The sequence below is a fragment of the Haloparvum alkalitolerans genome (genome assembly GCF_055381565.1).
In genome coordinates this window covers 2,083,937-2,099,146 of record NZ_AP043938.1, presented here as the reverse complement: position 1 = coordinate 2,099,146, position 15,210 = coordinate 2,083,937, and the positions used below count along the sequence as shown (strand labels likewise).

The following is a 15,210-nucleotide window of genomic DNA, read 5'->3' as shown; positions in this document are numbered from 1 at the left end:
TAGGGGACCGAGAGAACCGCCGACACGTACGGCGGCGAAACGACCAAGAGCCGTCCCGTCGAGGCTCCGCGCATGTCGCTCGCAGCCGAGACCCGCGAGGCCGCCCGCGCGCGACCGTTCCTGACCGCGGCGCTGCGCGCGGGCGTCGTCAACTACACCGCCGCCGCGGAGTGGCTGGTCGCGGACGCCGCCCTGGAGGGCGAACCCGAGGCGGTCGCGACCGCGCTCCGTCGGTTCGCGGAGGACTTACCCGCGCGCTCGGTCGAGGGACGCCGTGCGAGCGTCTCGATGCACGGCGGCGTGGGGATCGAAGAAGATCCGGACGCGGCCGAGAGCGGGATCGCCCCCGTCCTGCGCGTGGGCGACGCCGCAGTGGTCGAGGACGGCGACCACACCGCCATCGTCGCGCGCGGCGAGGTGGACGCGGCCGCCCTCGCCGCGGTGCTGGCTCGACTCGGGACCGCCGAGGTCCCGGTCGCGGCCGCGAGCGTCGCCGCCGAGGCGCTGACGGTCGTGGTCGGCCGCCGCGACGGCGCGACCGCGGTGCGACTGGTGGAGGAGGCGCTGGAGCGCGTGCCGAGCGAGTAGGGCCACCTCCGTCCTCGACCGAGAGGGGGCGACTCAGTCGTCGTTCCCGTACCCGCGGTCGACGTGCCGCTCGCGGGCCTTCTCGACGAACTCCTCGGGGAGTCCCTCGATCTCGCCGGCCTGCACGCCCCAGAGTTTGGCGTAGAGGCCGTCCGCGTCGATCAGGTCCTCGTGCGTGCCGCGCTCGACGACCGCGCCGTCCTCCATCACGAGGATGGTGTCCGCGTCGCGGATCGTCGAGAGGCGGTGCGCGATGGCGAAGGTCGTGCGCTCCTCGGAGAGGCGGTCCAGCGAGCGCTGGATCAGCATCTCCGTCTCCGTGTCGACCGCGGAGGTCGCCTCGTCGAGCACGAGGATGGCGGGGTCCTGTAGCACCGTTCGCGCGATGGCGATGCGCTGGCGCTGACCGCCGGAGAGCTTCACGCCGCGCTCGCCGATCCGGGTGTCGTACCCCTCCGGGAGCGCGTCGATGAAGGCGTGCGCCTCTGCTGCCTTCGCCGCCTCGATCACGCGCTCGCGGAGTTCCTCGCTCTCCACGTCGTGGTCGACGCCCGCGAACCGGCCGTACCTGATGTTCTCGGCGATGGTGCCGTCGAAGAGGTAGGTGTCCTGCGAGACGTACCCCACCGAGGAGCGGAGGCTCTCCAGCGTCACGTCCCGGATGTCGTGGCCGTCGACCCTGATCTCGCCCTCCGTCACGTCGTAGAGCCGGAGCAGGAGTTTGAGGAGGGTGGACTTACCCGCGCCGGTGGGGCCGACGAGCGCGACCGTCTCGCCCGGCTCCGCCTCGAAGGAGACGCCGTCGACCACGTACTCGTCGGCGTCGGCGGGGTCTTCGAGGGGGGTCTCGGTGTAGCCGAAGGAGACGTCGTCGTACGCGACGCGCCCCGCGACCTCGCCCAGGTCCACCGCGTCCTCGTCGTCCGCGATGCGGACCGGCACGTCCATCAGCCCGAAGACGCGCTCGGAGGAGGCCTTCGCGTTCTCGTACTGGTCGACGATGTTCGACACCTCCGCGAGCGGCGCGACGAACTGCTGGGTGAGGAAGACGAACGTGATGAACGTCCCGACGGTCAGCGTCGACGTGAACGGCCCCGGCGGGCCCGCGGAGAGCCACACCCCGCCGACGACGAACGTCACGGCGAACGCGAGCCCCGCGAGGAACTCCATCCCCGGCCGGTAGAGGTAGTTGAGCCGGAGGATCGACATCGTCTGTCGGAAGTAGTCGTAGGAGGCGTTCGCGACGCGGTCGGTCTCGTGGTCCTCGGTGTTGGAGGTCTTGACCAACTCGACGCCCGAGAGCGCGTTCTCCAGCGCCGTGTTGAGGTCGCCCACGACGGATCGCTGCTCCACGTACCGCGGCTCGACGGCGCGCATGAACCAGAGCGTGAAAAGCACCATCAGCGGAACGGCGGTCAGCGTCACGAGCGCGAGCTCGTGGTTGTAGTAGAAGAGGACGGCCGCGATGCCGAGGATCATCACGCCGAGGCGCGCGGAGTTCTGGAGCGCGTTGTCGAGGAAGACCTCCAGGTTGGAGGCGTCGTTGTTCAGCACGGACATCACCTCGCCGGTCTGCTTGTCGTCGAAGAAGGTCATGTCCAGCCGCTGCATCTTCTCGAAGGAGTCGGTCCGGACGGCGTGCATCACGCGGTGGGCGAAGTTGTTCGCTGCGACGCCGTACACCCACGTGAACACCGCGGTCGTCAGGAAGGAGCCGACGATGAGCGCCGCGGAGAACCGGAACTGCGCGGCCGACTCGGTCGGGAGCCACGCGTCGGGGAGGAGCGGGAGGGTGTAGGCCCCGTCGCCCGCGAAGACCGCGTCGACCGCGACGCCGAGCACGACCGGCGGGACCAGACTCGCCACCCGGGCGACGACGTTCGCCACCATTCCGAGCACGAGCCAGTGGAGTTCGTCGGTGCCGTACTCCCGGAAGAGCCGCGAGAGCGGCCGGTCCACCTGGTCGCGGTAGACGTCGAAGACGTTCTCCTCCTCGGCAGTCATTGCCTGTCGGACGACGGGGGAAGGGATGAATCCGGCGACTTCGGCGGCGCACGTGGGGGATCGGTGACGGACGGCCGTACGGGCCTCTCGACGGATCGGGAGCGGACTATTAACTCCGCCATCGTTCATCGTCGTTTGCGAATAGCTAACACGACTGGCTTTCGAGTGTCGACCATGGAGTTCGCACTCTCCGACGAGCAGCAGCAACTACGGGACGAGGTGCGGCGGTTCGCGGACAACGAGATCAAGCCCGTCGCGAGCGAGCACGACGCCGGGGAGTCGTACCCCCACGGGGTGATGGACGCGGCCGCGGAGATGGGGCTGCTCGCGCCGCACGTGCCGGTCGAGTACGGCGGCGTGGGCTACTCGGCGCTGGAGAACGCCATCATCACTGAGGAGCTGTTCGCGGCCGACCCCGGCGTGGGGCTGTGCGTCTCCAGCGCCGGCTTCGGCGCTGAGGCGCTGATCGAGTTTGGCACCGACGACCAGAAGGAGCGCGTGCTCCCGGAGGTGACCGCCGGCGACGCGGTGATGGGCTCCGCGATCAGCGAGCCGCAGGCCGGCTCGGACGTGACCTCGGTGGCGACCCGCGCCGAGAAGGACGGCGACGAGTGGGTGATCAACGGCTCGAAGATGTGGATCACCAACGGGACGGTGGCCGACTACTTCGTCGTGGTCTGCGAGACCGACCCCGAGGTCGAGGACCGATACTCGGGCTACTCGCAGATCCTCGTGGAGGCGGATCGGGACGGCCTCACCCGCGAGAAGATCACCGGCAAGCTCGGCATCCGCGCGAGCGACACCGCGGAGCTCCGGTTCGACGACGTGCGCGTCCCCGAGGAGAACCTGATCGGCCAACGCGGAATGGGCTTCCTCCAGCTGATGCAGTTCTTCGACGAGACGCGGACCGCGGTCGCCGCACAGGGCGTCGGCATCGCCCGCGGCGCGGCCGAGCGCGCGCTTGCGTACGCCGAGGAGCGCGAGCAGTTCGGCCGCCCGATCGGCGACTTTCAGGCCATCGAGCACAAGCTCGCGGAGATGCACACGAACACCGAGGCGGCGCGCTGGCTCACCTACCGCTCCGCGTGGGCGGTCGACGAGTCGCCCGACGACGTGACGATGCTCGCGTCGATGGCCAAGGAGTTCGCCTCCCGGACCGCGGTCGAGGTCGCGAACGAGGCGGTGCAGGTCCACGGCGGCGCCGGCTTCGTGAACGACCACGACGTCGAGCGCTTCTACCGCGACTCGAAGATCACCCAGATCTACGAGGGCACCACCGAGATACAGAAGAACATCATCGCTCGCGAGCTGTTCGATAAAGGGTTCTAGCTCACGCGCCGAGAGGGATTTTGAGACTCACGCGTCGAGTAGCCCCTCGACCAACAGCGTCGCGGACGCGAGGTTCGTCGCCAGCGGCACGTCCATCACGTCACAGACGCGCAAGAGCGCGGAGATGTCGGGCTCGTGGGCCTGCGCGGTCAGCGGGTCGCGCAGGAAGACCACGCCGTCGAGTTCGTCGGCCGCGACCATCGCGCCGATCTGGAGGTCGCCGCCGAGCGGCCCCGACGCCTGTCTGTCGACGTCGAGACCGACCGCCTCCTGTAACCGCTTTCCGGTGGTTCCGGTCGCCACGAGCTCGCACTCGCGGAGCGCGGACTCGTGGTCAGCGGCGAACTCCAGTAGCGTCGGCTTCTCCTCGTCGTGGGCGATGAGCGCGAGGCGCATGCGTGAGCGTGTGCGACCGCGAACATAAATGGGGGCGGCCGCGGGGCGATCGTCGTGACGGCGAGGCGGGCACGGGGATCGAAACGGCGACTCTCGCGGACGGCTTACTTGAACCGGAACGTCTCGAGGTTCTTCGGCGCGAACGTCCGCATGTTGTAGTCGTGGTACAGCGAGGAGGAGAGGTCCTGGACGGAGCTCTCGTCGCCGTGGACGCACAGCACCTTCTCCGGGCGGGGCTGCATCGTCTTCACGAAGTTCTCCAGCCCCTGCCGGTCGGCGTGACCGGAGAACCCGTCGACCGTCTCGACGTTCATGTTGAGCGTGAGCGTCGAACTCCGGCCGCCGTCGTTGCCCCAGTCGGAGACCGGGATCTCGTCCCAGCCGTTCTGAATGCGGCGGCCGAGCGTCCCCTGGGCCTGGTAGCCGACGAACGTCATCGTCGAGTCGTCCTCGCTCCCGAGGTGGCGGAGCCACGACATGATCGGACCGCCCTCGACCATGCCGGAGGTGGAGAGCACGATGCAGGGGCCGCCGTCGGCGACCTCCTGTCGCTCCTCCTCGCCGCCGTCGATGTGGTTGAACTGGTCGGCGAGGAACGGGTTCTCGTCCTCGTGGAAGATGCGGTCGCGGAGGTCGTCGCGGAGGTACTCCGGGTAGGTGGTGTGGATCGCGGTCGCCTCCCAGATCATCCCGTCGAGGTGGACCGGCATCTCGGGGATGTCGCCCTCGCGCATCGCCTCCTCCAGCACGAGCATCAGCTCCTGGGACCGGCCGACCGCGAACGCCGGGATCAGGACCTTCCCGTCGCGCTCGTAGGTCTCGTTGATGACCTTCTTCAGCTTGCGCTCGGAGTCTTCCTGGTCGGTCTGGTAGTCGTTGCGGCCGCCGTAGGTCGACTCCAGCACGAGCGTCTCCACGCGCGGGAAGTCGTTGACGGCGCCGTTGAACAGGCGCGTGTCCTCGTAGTGGATGTCGCCGGAGAAGGCGACGTTGTAGAGGCCGTCACCGATGTGGAAGTGCGTGACCGAGGAGCCGAGGATGTGGCCCGCGTTGTGGAACGTGAGCTTCACGTCCGGCGCCACGTCCGTCACGTCGCCGTACTCCAGCGGGATGGTGTGTTTGATCGCCTCGCGCACCTGCGCGGACTCGTAGGGCGGCGTGCGCCCCTCCTTGGCGGCCACGTCGAGGTAGTCGAGCTGCAGCAGGCCCATCAGGTCCCGCGTGGGCTCCGTCGTGTAGATCGGGCCGTCGTAGCCGTACTTGAACAGGAGCGGGATCAGCGCGGAGTGGTCGAGGTGGGCGTGGGTGAGCACGACCGCGTCGATGGTGTGCGCGCCCGCGCCGAGCGCCTCGGGCACCTGGAGGTAGGGGACCTCGCCCTCGGCGCCGGGCTTGTCGCCGCAGTCGATGAGGATGCGCGTCTCGGGCGTCGAGAGGATGAAGGAGGCGCGGCCGACCTCGCGGCAGCAGCCGAGCGTGGTGATCCGGACCCACTCGTCGTCGGACATCTCCTCGCGGTGGATCTGGCGGCCGACGCGCTCGAGGAAGTCGCGGCGCTCCTCGCGCTCCTGTTTCAGGAAGTTCCGCACGTTGGAGACGGTGGAGGACTCGATCGGCGGCGTGCGGACGACCTCCGCGTTCCAGCCGACCTTCTGGGTGATCTCCCGCAGCGTGGAGCCGCGGCGGCCGATCACCATGCCGGGCTTCTCGGCCTCGATCAGCACCTCGCCGGTGTCCTCGTGGAAGTCGAGGTCGGTGACGCCGGCCTCGTCGGGGACCACCTCCAGCACGCGCTCCTCCGCCTCGCTCGGCGGCGCGAGCGTGTCGGGGTCGGGGCGGACGGTGATGCGCTTCCGGAGCCTGGAGGCCAGCCGTCGGATGAGGTCGCCGTCGCCGGCGAACTCCTTCGGGTGGCGGGTGTAGACGACGAGTTCCGGTCCCTCGTACTTGACGTCGGTGACCGTGATGTCGTCGGGGATCTCCTGTTCGATCTCGGATTTCAGTTCGTCGAGTTGCTTGTCGACTTGACTCATATCTCAAATGGTGCTCGCACGGAGGCGAGAGAGCGGACCCTCCCGGCCGCGGGTCGACCGTCACGTGGCCGCGGGAGAGACCGGCGGCCCCGGGTAGACGGACCTGACGCGGACGGGCAAGGCATAGTGGCTAATGTGTCCGTAACTGCGATTGCGGGAAGGGTCAGCGAAAACCCGCTTAGATGGTCGTAATCCCCGGGCGTTATAAAAGCCTTCGCAAACTGCAAACGCTTCCCGCCCCAGGCTCTCGGTATGCGTCTCACACCGGAGTCCGTCGCCGCCGAGCGCGCGTGGGTCCGCGACCGCGCCCCCGTCGTCGTCCCCCTGATCAACGAGACCCGCGGCGTGCTCGAGGAACTGTTCGCGACCGAGGTCGACCGCGTCGCCCCCGACGAGTACCGCGCGGAGGTGGACGCGGTGTTCGCGGACGGCGACCGCGCGGTCAACGTCGCCGCGTACGTCGGCCTCCTGCGGGACCTCGACGTGGCCGGCGACTACCCGGGGTTCATCGTCGACGAGGTGCTCGGCCGCGAACTCGCGGGCACGGTCGCCGGCGGCCAGCCCCTCGCGCTGCTCGCGGAGGCGACGTTCCACGTCGCGGACGTGCACACGCACGGCGAGACGGGCGGGGACGCGAGCGCGGGCGGCCACGACCCGGCCGGCGAGGCCGACCCCGCGGGCGCCGACGACCTCGACGCCGCGCTCGCGGCGGGGTTCCAGACCCGGCTCCCGGGGTGGGAGTGGCGGGAGTCGCCGAGCCCCTTCGCGGTCGGCCCGGACGACCGCGACGGATAGCCGGCTCGCCCCCGCCTGTTCCACCGGCTCCTACATCGTCTCCAGCACGCCCAGCACGCGCTCCTCGTCCTCGCGGCCGGGGTCGTGCTCGCTCCCGTCGCGGTCGGACTCCAGGTGCTCCGCGACGGTCGCCGCCATCGCCTCGTCGAGGGGCGTCGACTCCCAGCCGAGGGCCGACAGCTTGCAGGTGTCGAGGACGTGCGGGTAGTCGCGGTAGAGGACGAAGTCCTCCGGTTCGAGGTCGCCGGCCGCGAGCGCGCCCTCCCCGGCGGTGACGACCTCGCAGTCGGTGTCCATGGCGTCGGCGATCAGCTCGACCGTCTCCGCGAGGGTGACGACCCGCCGGTCGCCGACGTTGTACGCCTCGCCGGGCTCCCCCTCCTCCGCGACCGTCCGAAGCGCGGCCGCCACGTCCTCCACGTACGCGCGGTGCCAGACGTTCTGGCCGTCGCCGGGGACGACCACGCGGTCGTGACTTGCCACGCGGTCGATCCAGTAGTCCAGCCGCTCGGTATAGTCGTGCGGACCGTAGACGATGCAGGGGCGGACGGCCATCGCGTTGACCCCCTCCGCGGCCGCCTCGAAGACGATCCGGTCGCCCTCCGCCTTGCGGTTGCCGTAGGTGTCGTGGTCGTCGCTGTCGGCCTGTTCGGGCGTGCACTCGCACAGCGGCGTCTCCCCCTCGCGCTTCGGGATCTCCTCGCGGGCGTACGCCGACCCGGAGGAGATGTAGACGTAGGCGTCCACGTCCGCGAACACGTCGACCGCCTCCTCGACGTCCGCCGGGTAGTACGCGACGCAGTCGACGACGACGTCCGGCTCCGCGGAGAGCTTCGCCGTCCGGAGGTCCGTGCGGTCGGTCCGGTCCCCCTCGATGTGGGTCACCCGTTCGTCGTCCGCGAAGGGGTTCTCGTGGTTGCCGCGGTTGAGCATGGTCACCGCGTAGCCGTTGTCGAGCAGGTCCTGGACGGTGTGTCGGCCGATGAAGCGCGTGCCGCCGATGACGAGCGCGGTGTCGGTCATACCGGCCCTCGGCGGTCGCGGGACAAAAGCGTGGGCGAACCGGAACGCGGGGCCGTGAGGAGGGCGGCGGATCGGCAGGTCCCCTCACCGCTCGACGGGGTCGGCTCCGCCGAGCGCCAGCACGCCCGCGACCAGCAGGAAGCCGGCGCCGAGTCCCGCCACCAGCGCGACCGGTCCCGCGAGGTCGGCCGCGTAACCGGCGACGGGCTTCAGCGGGGCGCGCACCAGCGCGTACACCAGCGAGGCGGCGCTCAGGACGGTCGCCCGCCCGCGGGAGCCGGTCCGGTCGTTGAGGTACTGGTTGACGAGCGGCTTGTAGAGCGCCTCGCCGCCCTTCATGCCGAAGAAGGCGGGCAGCGCGAGCAGCGGGACCGCGACCGGGGCGAGAAGCAGCGCCGCGACGAGGACGGGCACGCCCAGCAGCGCGCGGCGCGCCCCGACCCGGTCCGCCACCGCTTCGGCGTGATAGCTCGCGGTCGCCGCGAGCGCCGCGAACCCGGCGTAGGCGACGCCCAGCGTCGCCGCCTCTGGGACCGCGGCAAGCGGGCCGGCGGCCGCGGTAGCGCCCTCCAGCACGCCGACGGTGATCGGTTGGATGTAGGTGTCGGCCGTCCCCACGACCGCGAAGAAGAGCGCGACGAACGGCACGAACGCGCGCAGCGCGGGCGCGAGGAACTCCGCCCGGATCAGGCCCAGCGCCTCCCGGACGCCGAGCGCCTCGCTCGCGGCGGGGTCGCCGAGCGCCTCGTTCTCCGGCAGCGACAGCACCGCGGCCACGCCGAGCGCGTGGAGGACCGCCGCCGCCACGAACGGGTAGGTCGGGTGGCGCACGTACAGCAGGCCGCCCGCGACCATCGCCAGCGCGGACCCCCACTGGTTGGCCGCGCCGCCGCGTCCGCGGACGCGCGTGAACGACGACTCGTCGGTGCGCTCGCGGAGCGTCTCGTAGAGCCACGCGTCGGCTGTCCCCGACCGCAGGGAGAGCGCGAGCGCCCACAGCGCGTAGAGGGCGACGAACGCGAGGAACGTCTCCGCGACGACGAACCCCGCCACCGACGCCGCCATCGCGGCCATGCCGACCGCGAGCGCGTTCCGGCGCCCCACGCGGTCGGCGAACCCGCCGGTCGGCACCTCCAGCGCCGCGACCAGCACCGCGGAGACGGCGCCGAGCGTGCCGATCTGGGCGAACGAGAGCCCGTTCCACAGCAGGAACAGCGTGAACACCGGCCAGATGAACCCCGCCGAGGCGGTCAGCTGATAGGCGTAGTAGGCCCGGATCACGGGGTCGTGAACGTCCGAAGCCATCGCGTCGGCGGAGGCGACGGCGGGGGGACGGAAAGGTACTTCCGGACGCGGATTTATGTAGCCTGATCGTCAGAACTCCGGTCGGCAGAAACCCGGTCGGCAGAAACCCGGTCGGCAGAAACCCGGTCGGCAGAAAACTCCGGAGTCGCGGCTCGAGCCCCGACCGCGGCGGGCCCTACCGCTCCGCGAGCATCCGAACCACGATCTGCAGGACGTGGACGAAGACGCCGGCCACGGCGACGTAGAGCCCGACAGCCTGCAGCGAGACGGCCTGGACGCGACCGTCGCGCACGCGCCACATCTCCCAGCCGAGTCGGAGCAGGAAGCCGAGCATGATGAGGACGAAGCCGACCAGCAGCACGGGCGTGAAGAAGCTCCCCACGAGGACCCCGCCGAGGCCGCCGAGGAAGGCGTACGTCGACCACTTCCCGTAGTGCTCGAAGGTCGTCCCGGCGCGGGCGTAGACGTACCCGCCGATCAGCGCGGTCATCGCGGCCGTGACGACCGCCGCGACGCCGAGCACGAGCGCGCGCGAGTCGGCCGGCACGACCGAGAGCACGCCCGCGCCGAAGACGCCGAACGCGCCCTGTAGCACCGCGACGCCCGCGAGGGCGAGCCCGACGTTGCCGCCCTCGATGCCCCGCGCTGCGATCGACTCGCCCGCGTAGATGGCGGCGCCGTAGACGACCGCGCCGAGGATCGGAATCGCGAACAGGTAGTCGTTGACGGCCGCGAGCGGCGTGACGGCGACGACGTACATCACCAGCACGTTCAGCGCCATCAGCGCCGCCGCGGTACCGATGACCTTCCAGTCGCGACCCGACAGCAGGAACCCGCGGTCGGTCGCCGTTTCGTAGCTCATGCACGGGCGGTCGCCGTCCAGTCACTAAAAGCGCGTGGCCGGCCGTGCGCCGACCGGCTTCGTGTGCATGAGCCGACAGCGGCTCTCGCTCGCGGTACGTCACGTCCTCGCGGCCGCGCCCCGTCAGAACGTTCCGGGAGCGTCGGTGGAGCCCGACGCCTCCCCGAACCGCGAACGGACGTCAGTCACGGTCCGCGAGGAACGCCTCGATCCGGTCGGTCGCGGCCTTCAGCTCGCGCATCGAGGTGGCGTAGGAGACGCGGAGGTGACCCGCGCCGCCCTCGCCGAAGACGGAGCCGGGGACGACCGCGACGCCCTGCTCCTCCAGCAGGTCCTCCGCGAACTGCTCGTCGTCGCCGCCGGGTTGCGGGAACGCGTAGAAGGCGCCCTTCGGCTCGAAGCAGTCGAGGCCCATCTCCGCGAACCGCGAGTGGACGTAGTTCCGGCGTCGGTCGTACTCCGTGACCATCTCCGCCACCTCGTCGTCGCAGGAGCGGAGCGCCTCGATCGCGGCGTACTGGGCCGTGGTCGGCGCCGACAGCATCGTGTACTGGTGGATCCGGTTCATCGCGTCGATCGCCTCCGCGGGCCCCATCGCGTACCCGAGCCGGAGTCCCGTCATCGCGTACGCCTTCGAGAAGCCGTTGATGACCACCGTGCGCTCGCGCATCCCGGGCTGGGTCGCGATGGAGTCGTGGTCGGAGCCGTAGGTGAGCGCCGCGTAGATCTCGTCGGCGATCACCCGGATGTCGTGCTCGCGGCAGAAGGCGGCCACGTCGGCCAGCTCGTCGGCGTCCATCGTCGCGCCCGTGGGGTTGTTCGGGTAACAGAGCACCAGCAGGTCCGCGTCCTCGGCGCCCGCCTCCCTGAGGACCTCCGGAGTGAGCACGAAGTCGTCCTCGGCGCGGGTCCGGACCGGCAGCCGCTCGCCGCCCGCGAGGTCGACACCCGGGCCGTAGGAGATGTACGCCGGCTCGTGGATCGCGACCGTGTCGCCGGGGTCGACCAGCGCGCGGAACGCCAGGTCGACCGCCTCGCTCGCGCCCGTGGTGACGACGACCTCCGACTCGGGGTCGTACACCTGGTCGTACCGCCGGTGATGGTCCGCGACCGCCTCCCGCAGCTCCAGCATGCCCCGGTTGGCCGTGTAGGAGGTGCGGCCGCGCTCCAGCGAGTCGATGGCCGCGGTGCGGGCCGCCCACGGCGCGGAGAAGTCCGGCTCCCCGACGCCTAAGGAGATCACGTCGTCGCGGGCCTCCGCCAGTTCGAAGAACTTCCGGATCCCCGACTCCGGGAGGTCCCGAGCGCGCTCCGAGAGCCTCATGGAGACACGGAGAGCCGGTCGTCGTCGTCGCCGTCCTCGAAGCGGATCCCGCCGTCCTTGTACGTCTCCATGATGTAGTGGGTCACCGTCTGGGTGACCTCCGGCATGGGCGCGACCTGCTCGGAGATGAACCGGGAGACGTCCTGCATCGAGGCGCCTTCGACCTCGACCGCGAAGTCGTAGTCGCCGGAGACGAGGTGGAGCGCGTGGGTCGCGGGGAACTTCGCGATCCGGTCGGCGATCTCCTCGTAGCCGGTCTCGCGGTCGAGTTCCACGTTCACCTCGACGACCGCGCGCACCTTCTCCTCGTCGGTGCGGTCCCAGTCGACGACGGCCTGATAGCCGTGGACGACGCCCTCGCGCTCCAGCGAGGCGATGGCGTCGGCCACCGCCTCCTCGTCGAGACCGGTCTGTGCGGCGATGTCCGCGAGGCTCTCGCGGGCGTTCGTCGTCAGTACGTCGAGCACCTCCCGCTCGTCGTTCATACCCCGACGACGGAGCCCACCCCTAAAAGGGGTAGCGACACGCGCAAGGCTGGCGGGCGAGGTCGACCGGGAGCCGCTCACCCCCCTTCCGCCCGCGCCGCGTCGAGCGCCGCTCCGACCGCCGACAGAAATCGCTCCGGCTCCGCGGGATACAGCGTCAGCGGCTTCGGCCGTCCGCGGACCCGAACCCGAACGCGGTCGCGGCGGCGCCACGTCACGAGAAGGCTGCCGAGTCCCGCGAGCGCGAACGCCGCGCCCGCGACGGGGTTCCTCGGGACGGAGGCGAGGCCGAACGCCACGACGGCGAGGCCGAGCAACACGAGGTACCAGTCGACGCGGCGGTGGGTCACCTCCTCGACGCGCGCGAGCGAGACCGCGACGGGGTCGCCTCCCTCGTTCGCGTCGCCGACCAGCAGACGCTCGTCGCTCACCGAGAGCGCGCCGCGCCGGCGGTCGCGGCCGCGGTAGCGCGGCCGCGCGCTGTCCCCGGTCCCCGACGAGTCGGCGGCGCTCACGGGTCCGAGGGGCTACTCCCGGAGGCGTTCGAGCGCGGTGTCGAACGCCTCGTCGCCCTCGGAGATCGCCTCCCACTGGTCGAGGCCGCGCTCCTCGCGAGTGCCCGGGATGGTGTTGTCGAGCAGCAGGGCGACGATGCCGCCGACGGCCATCCCGGTCGACCCGACGACGTAGACCGTGTCCGCGACCACCTGCGCACCCAGCACCGGGCCGAGGACGGCCACGCCCGCCATCCCCTCGCGGAACGCCGCGACGCCGCCGACGGTGCCGACGTAGGCGGGGACCGCGAGGCCGGCGAACAGCGCGAGCCCCACGGTGAACACGTTGCGCTGCGCGTCGAGGTCGACGTACTTCAGGTTCGAGAGGCCGACCGCGGCGATCTGGCCGAACATCGCGACGAACAGCCCGCCGACGATCGGCGACGGGATGGTGACGATGAGCTGGCCGATCGGACCGACGAAGCCGACCACGATCATCACGACGGCGCCGACCTGCACGACGAACCGCGAGGCGACGCCCGTGATGCCGATGGCGCCGATGTTCTCGGAGTAGGAGGTGGAGCCGTTCCCGGTGCCCATGATCCCCGCGACGACGTTGCCGATGCCCTCCATACCGATGCCGTGGTCGACGCGCTTCTTCGAGGGCGCGCCGACGCCCGCGAGCCGCGCGACCGCGAAGTAGTCGCCGTAGCTCTCGATCATCGAGGCGACGATGCCCGCGAACATCCCGACGACGAACGCGCCGGTGAACTGCGGCGCCCCCCACTGGAACGGCGTCACCGCGAGCAGCAGGGGGACCTCGGTCGTCCCCGAGAGGTCGACGTAGCCGGGCTGTCCGGTCGCGTACACGCCCGCGAGCGAGAGCGCGAGGGCCAGCAGGTACGCCGCGACGACGCCGAGCAGCACCGGGAACAGCCGCGCGTACCGGCTGTAGGCGTCGAGGTACTGCGAGAAGGCGACGATGGCGACCAGCGTGAACCCGAGCAGCCACCAGTTCTGTCCCGCGGTGGCGATCTGCGGCACGTCGAACAGCGACAGGCCGATCAGGACGATCACCGGCGCGACGACGACCGGCGAGAGGTACTCCTTCAGCCGTCCCATCAGGCCCGAGTAACCGACGACCACCTGCACGAGCGCGGCCGCGATGATCGCCCCCTGGAGCTCGCGCATCGCCACCTCGAAGGGCCCGCCGACGGCCGCGACCACCGCCAGCGCGGGCGCCAGCAGCGCGAACGAGGCGCCCTGCACCAGCGGATAGCGGTTCCCCACCGTCGTCTGGAGCAGGGTGGCGATCCCCGAGACGACGAAGAAGGTCCCGACCAGCTGTGCCGCCTGCGCGTCGCTCGCGCCCATCTCGCCGATCAGCACCAGCGGGACGGCGACGTTCGCCCCCACCATCGTGAGGTAGTGCTGGAGCCCGAGCGCCACCGACTCCCCGAGCGGCGGTCTGTCCTCGATGCCGTACTCCACGAAGGAGGCCGCCTCGCGCTCGCCCGAGCGGCCGCCCTCCACCGTCGCGCCTCCGCGGTCGTTTCCGTCCGTGCTCATTTTTGTCTCTGCCCGGCGGCGGCCGCGGCCGCGCACGCGTCCGTTCCCGACCGTCCTCCGTAACCGGTCACGGTCGCGACCCCGCCCGGCGATTCGCTCGGTGGTCCCGGGACGACGCTCATAAATCTGCCGAGGTCCGCTCGGATTGGGGGAAAAACTGGCGGCGACGCGACCGGTTGCGGCCGACCCGCCGCGGCCGCCGGCGACTCGTCGGACGCTTATCGTTCGTCGGACGCTTATGGTTCGTCGGGCGCTTCCGTCTCGTCGGTCTCCAACTCTTCGACGTCGATCCCGGCGAGATCGGCGATCAGCTCGCGGGCCGTCTCGACCGCTCGGGGCTTCTTGGCGGGATATGCCTCGACCTTCGCGCGGAGGGTGAGCCCCGGGCCGAGCCGCACCTCGTCGCGGAAGGCGGCCTGTTTATCGAGCCGCAGGAACAGCGAACAGTTGTCGTCGACGCGCCCGTCGAGTTCGGTCAGCACGCGCTCGATGTCGTCCAACTCGCTCACGCGTCCCAGCACGTGGCGCATCTCGTCGGCGCGCTCGAGGCGCGCCGAGAGCACGACGATCCGGTCGCCGTGGTGGCCGACGTTCTCCACGCGGTCGATCTCGAACTCGTCCGGGAGGAACGCGCAGAGCGCCTCCTCGACGCGCTTCTCGTCCTCCGTGGCGTAACAGAACGTCCGGAGGTCGACGTAGTGGAGCGGGACGCGGGGCATCTGGGTGGGCTGGCTACTCCTCGTCCGTCTCGTCGTCGGCGTCTTCCTCGTCCGCGTCGCCCTCGACCTCCTCGAGGTCGTCGGCCGGCACGCCGACTTCCTGTCCGTCCTCGAAGCTCACGGTGTACGTCGCCTCGCCGAACATGGACTCGACGACCTGCGTGACCGTCCCGGCCTCGCCGTCGAACTCGCTGTGTTTGTCGTGCAGCACGACCTCGTCCTCCTTCTCGAAGCTCATGGCCGTTCGTTCCCGCGGCGCGGTTAAAAGCGCGCGGATTCGTCAC

The 15,210-nt window shown here is 70.6% G+C and carries 15 protein-coding genes; 3 read left to right on the top strand and 12 right to left on the bottom strand.

Features of this window, described 5'->3' with window-relative positions; translation table 11 throughout:
- Window positions 1–72: 72 nt before the first annotated feature.
- A complete protein-coding gene (locus ACZ432_RS12755; RefSeq protein ID WP_426962050.1) occupies window positions 73–588 on the top strand; it encodes a DUF7523 family protein in 516 nt (171 codons plus the stop codon).
- A 33-nt stretch (window positions 589–621) separates the two neighbouring features.
- Here ACZ432_RS12755 and ACZ432_RS12750 read toward each other — a convergent pair whose 3' ends face one another.
- The gene (locus ACZ432_RS12750) at window positions 622–2,592 is read right to left on the bottom strand and encodes an ABC transporter ATP-binding protein (RefSeq protein WP_426962051.1); all 1,971 of its coding nucleotides are present in this window, start codon (window positions 2,590–2,592) and stop codon (window positions 622–624) included.
- Between the two features lie 174 nt (window positions 2,593–2,766).
- Between ACZ432_RS12750 and ACZ432_RS12745 the strand changes: the two genes are divergently transcribed.
- On the top strand, window positions 2,767–3,921 hold the full coding sequence (locus ACZ432_RS12745; RefSeq protein ID WP_426962052.1) for an acyl-CoA dehydrogenase family protein: 1,155 nt from the start codon (window positions 2,767–2,769) through the stop codon (window positions 3,919–3,921).
- A 27-nt stretch (window positions 3,922–3,948) separates the two neighbouring features.
- Here the strand turns inward: ACZ432_RS12745 and ACZ432_RS12740 are convergent, their stop codons facing one another.
- Both ACZ432_RS12740 and ACZ432_RS12735 read right to left on the bottom strand, forming a co-directional pair.
- Window positions 3,949–4,317, bottom strand: coding sequence for a methylglyoxal synthase (locus ACZ432_RS12740; protein ID WP_058365866.1), 369 nt, complete (start codon window positions 4,315–4,317; stop codon window positions 3,949–3,951).
- Between the two features lie 104 nt (window positions 4,318–4,421).
- A complete protein-coding gene (locus ACZ432_RS12735; protein WP_426962053.1) occupies window positions 4,422–6,350 on the bottom strand; it encodes a beta-CASP ribonuclease aCPSF1 in 1,929 nt (642 codons plus the stop codon).
- Between the two features lie 252 nt (window positions 6,351–6,602).
- On the opposite strand from ACZ432_RS12735, the gene ACZ432_RS12730 reads away from it, so the two are divergent.
- Window positions 6,603–7,145, top strand: a complete 543-nt coding sequence (locus ACZ432_RS12730; protein ID WP_426962054.1) for a hypothetical protein — start codon at window positions 6,603–6,605, stop codon at window positions 7,143–7,145.
- A gap of 30 nt (window positions 7,146–7,175) precedes the next feature.
- Here the strand turns inward: ACZ432_RS12730 and ACZ432_RS12725 are convergent, their stop codons facing one another.
- The 9 genes from ACZ432_RS12725 to ACZ432_RS12685 form a co-directional block, all read right to left on the bottom strand.
- Window positions 7,176–8,168 carry an NAD-dependent epimerase/dehydratase family protein gene (locus tag ACZ432_RS12725; RefSeq protein WP_426962055.1) on the bottom strand — a complete coding sequence of 331 codons (993 nt, stop codon included), beginning with the start codon at window positions 8,166–8,168 and terminating at the stop codon, window positions 7,176–7,178.
- A gap of 84 nt (window positions 8,169–8,252) precedes the next feature.
- Entirely contained in the window at window positions 8,253–9,473 is a 1,221-nt protein-coding gene (locus tag ACZ432_RS12720) for an MFS transporter (RefSeq protein ID WP_426962056.1), read from the bottom strand.
- Between the two features lie 175 nt (window positions 9,474–9,648).
- Window positions 9,649–10,335: a hypothetical protein gene (locus ACZ432_RS12715; protein WP_426962057.1), complete on the bottom strand. Its 687-nt coding sequence runs from the start codon at window positions 10,333–10,335 to the stop codon at window positions 9,649–9,651.
- Window positions 10,336–10,516: 181 nt separating this feature from the next.
- On the bottom strand, window positions 10,517–11,659 hold the full coding sequence (locus ACZ432_RS12710; RefSeq protein ID WP_426962058.1) for a pyridoxal phosphate-dependent aminotransferase: 1,143 nt from the start codon (window positions 11,657–11,659) through the stop codon (window positions 10,517–10,519).
- The gene (locus tag ACZ432_RS12705; protein WP_426962059.1) at window positions 11,656–12,144 is read right to left on the bottom strand and encodes an Lrp/AsnC family transcriptional regulator; all 489 of its coding nucleotides are present in this window, start codon (window positions 12,142–12,144) and stop codon (window positions 11,656–11,658) included. The genes ACZ432_RS12710 and ACZ432_RS12705 overlap by 4 nt, the downstream gene beginning before the upstream one ends.
- A gap of 77 nt (window positions 12,145–12,221) precedes the next feature.
- Window positions 12,222–12,659, bottom strand: a complete 438-nt coding sequence (locus ACZ432_RS12700) for a hypothetical protein (RefSeq protein WP_426962060.1) — start codon at window positions 12,657–12,659, stop codon at window positions 12,222–12,224.
- A gap of 12 nt (window positions 12,660–12,671) precedes the next feature.
- Window positions 12,672–14,207: a uracil-xanthine permease family protein gene (locus ACZ432_RS12695; RefSeq protein WP_426962061.1), complete on the bottom strand. Its 1,536-nt coding sequence runs from the start codon at window positions 14,205–14,207 to the stop codon at window positions 12,672–12,674.
- A 236-nt stretch (window positions 14,208–14,443) separates the two neighbouring features.
- The gene (locus tag ACZ432_RS12690) at window positions 14,444–14,926 is read right to left on the bottom strand and encodes an RNA-binding protein (RefSeq protein WP_426962062.1); all 483 of its coding nucleotides are present in this window, start codon (window positions 14,924–14,926) and stop codon (window positions 14,444–14,446) included.
- 13 nt (window positions 14,927–14,939) lie between these two features.
- A complete protein-coding gene (locus ACZ432_RS12685) occupies window positions 14,940–15,164 on the bottom strand; it encodes a DUF1918 domain-containing protein (RefSeq protein WP_426962063.1) in 225 nt (74 codons plus the stop codon).
- Window positions 15,165–15,210 lie beyond the last annotated feature (46 nt).

What these genes read in the sequence shown, in the direction of transcription:
- ACZ432_RS12755 (WP_426962050.1), top strand. Translation starts at nt 73, where the DNA reads ATGTCGCTCGCAGCCGAGACCCGCGAGGCCGCCCGCGCGCGACCGTTC.
- ACZ432_RS12750 (WP_426962051.1), bottom strand. Translation starts at nt 2,592, where the DNA reads ATGACTGCCGAGGAGGAGAACGTCTTCGACGTCTACCGCGACCAGGTG.
- ACZ432_RS12745 (WP_426962052.1), top strand. Translation starts at nt 2,767, where the DNA reads ATGGAGTTCGCACTCTCCGACGAGCAGCAGCAACTACGGGACGAGGTG.
- ACZ432_RS12740 (WP_058365866.1), bottom strand. Translation starts at nt 4,317, where the DNA reads ATGCGCCTCGCGCTCATCGCCCACGACGAGGAGAAGCCGACGCTACTG.
- ACZ432_RS12735 (WP_426962053.1), bottom strand. Translation starts at nt 6,350, where the DNA reads ATGAGTCAAGTCGACAAGCAACTCGACGAACTGAAATCCGAGATCGAA.
- ACZ432_RS12730 (WP_426962054.1), top strand. Translation starts at nt 6,603, where the DNA reads ATGCGTCTCACACCGGAGTCCGTCGCCGCCGAGCGCGCGTGGGTCCGC.
- ACZ432_RS12725 (WP_426962055.1), bottom strand. Translation starts at nt 8,168, where the DNA reads ATGACCGACACCGCGCTCGTCATCGGCGGCACGCGCTTCATCGGCCGA.
- ACZ432_RS12720 (WP_426962056.1), bottom strand. Translation starts at nt 9,473, where the DNA reads ATGGCTTCGGACGTTCACGACCCCGTGATCCGGGCCTACTACGCCTAT.
- ACZ432_RS12715 (WP_426962057.1), bottom strand. Translation starts at nt 10,335, where the DNA reads ATGAGCTACGAAACGGCGACCGACCGCGGGTTCCTGCTGTCGGGTCGC.
- ACZ432_RS12710 (WP_426962058.1), bottom strand. Translation starts at nt 11,659, where the DNA reads ATGAGGCTCTCGGAGCGCGCTCGGGACCTCCCGGAGTCGGGGATCCGG.
- ACZ432_RS12705 (WP_426962059.1), bottom strand. Translation starts at nt 12,144, where the DNA reads ATGAACGACGAGCGGGAGGTGCTCGACGTACTGACGACGAACGCCCGC.
- ACZ432_RS12695 (WP_426962061.1), bottom strand. Translation starts at nt 14,207, where the DNA reads ATGAGCACGGACGGAAACGACCGCGGAGGCGCGACGGTGGAGGGCGGC.
- ACZ432_RS12690 (WP_426962062.1), bottom strand. Translation starts at nt 14,926, where the DNA reads ATGCCCCGCGTCCCGCTCCACTACGTCGACCTCCGGACGTTCTGTTAC.
- ACZ432_RS12685 (WP_426962063.1), bottom strand. Translation starts at nt 15,164, where the DNA reads ATGAGCTTCGAGAAGGAGGACGAGGTCGTGCTGCACGACAAACACAGC.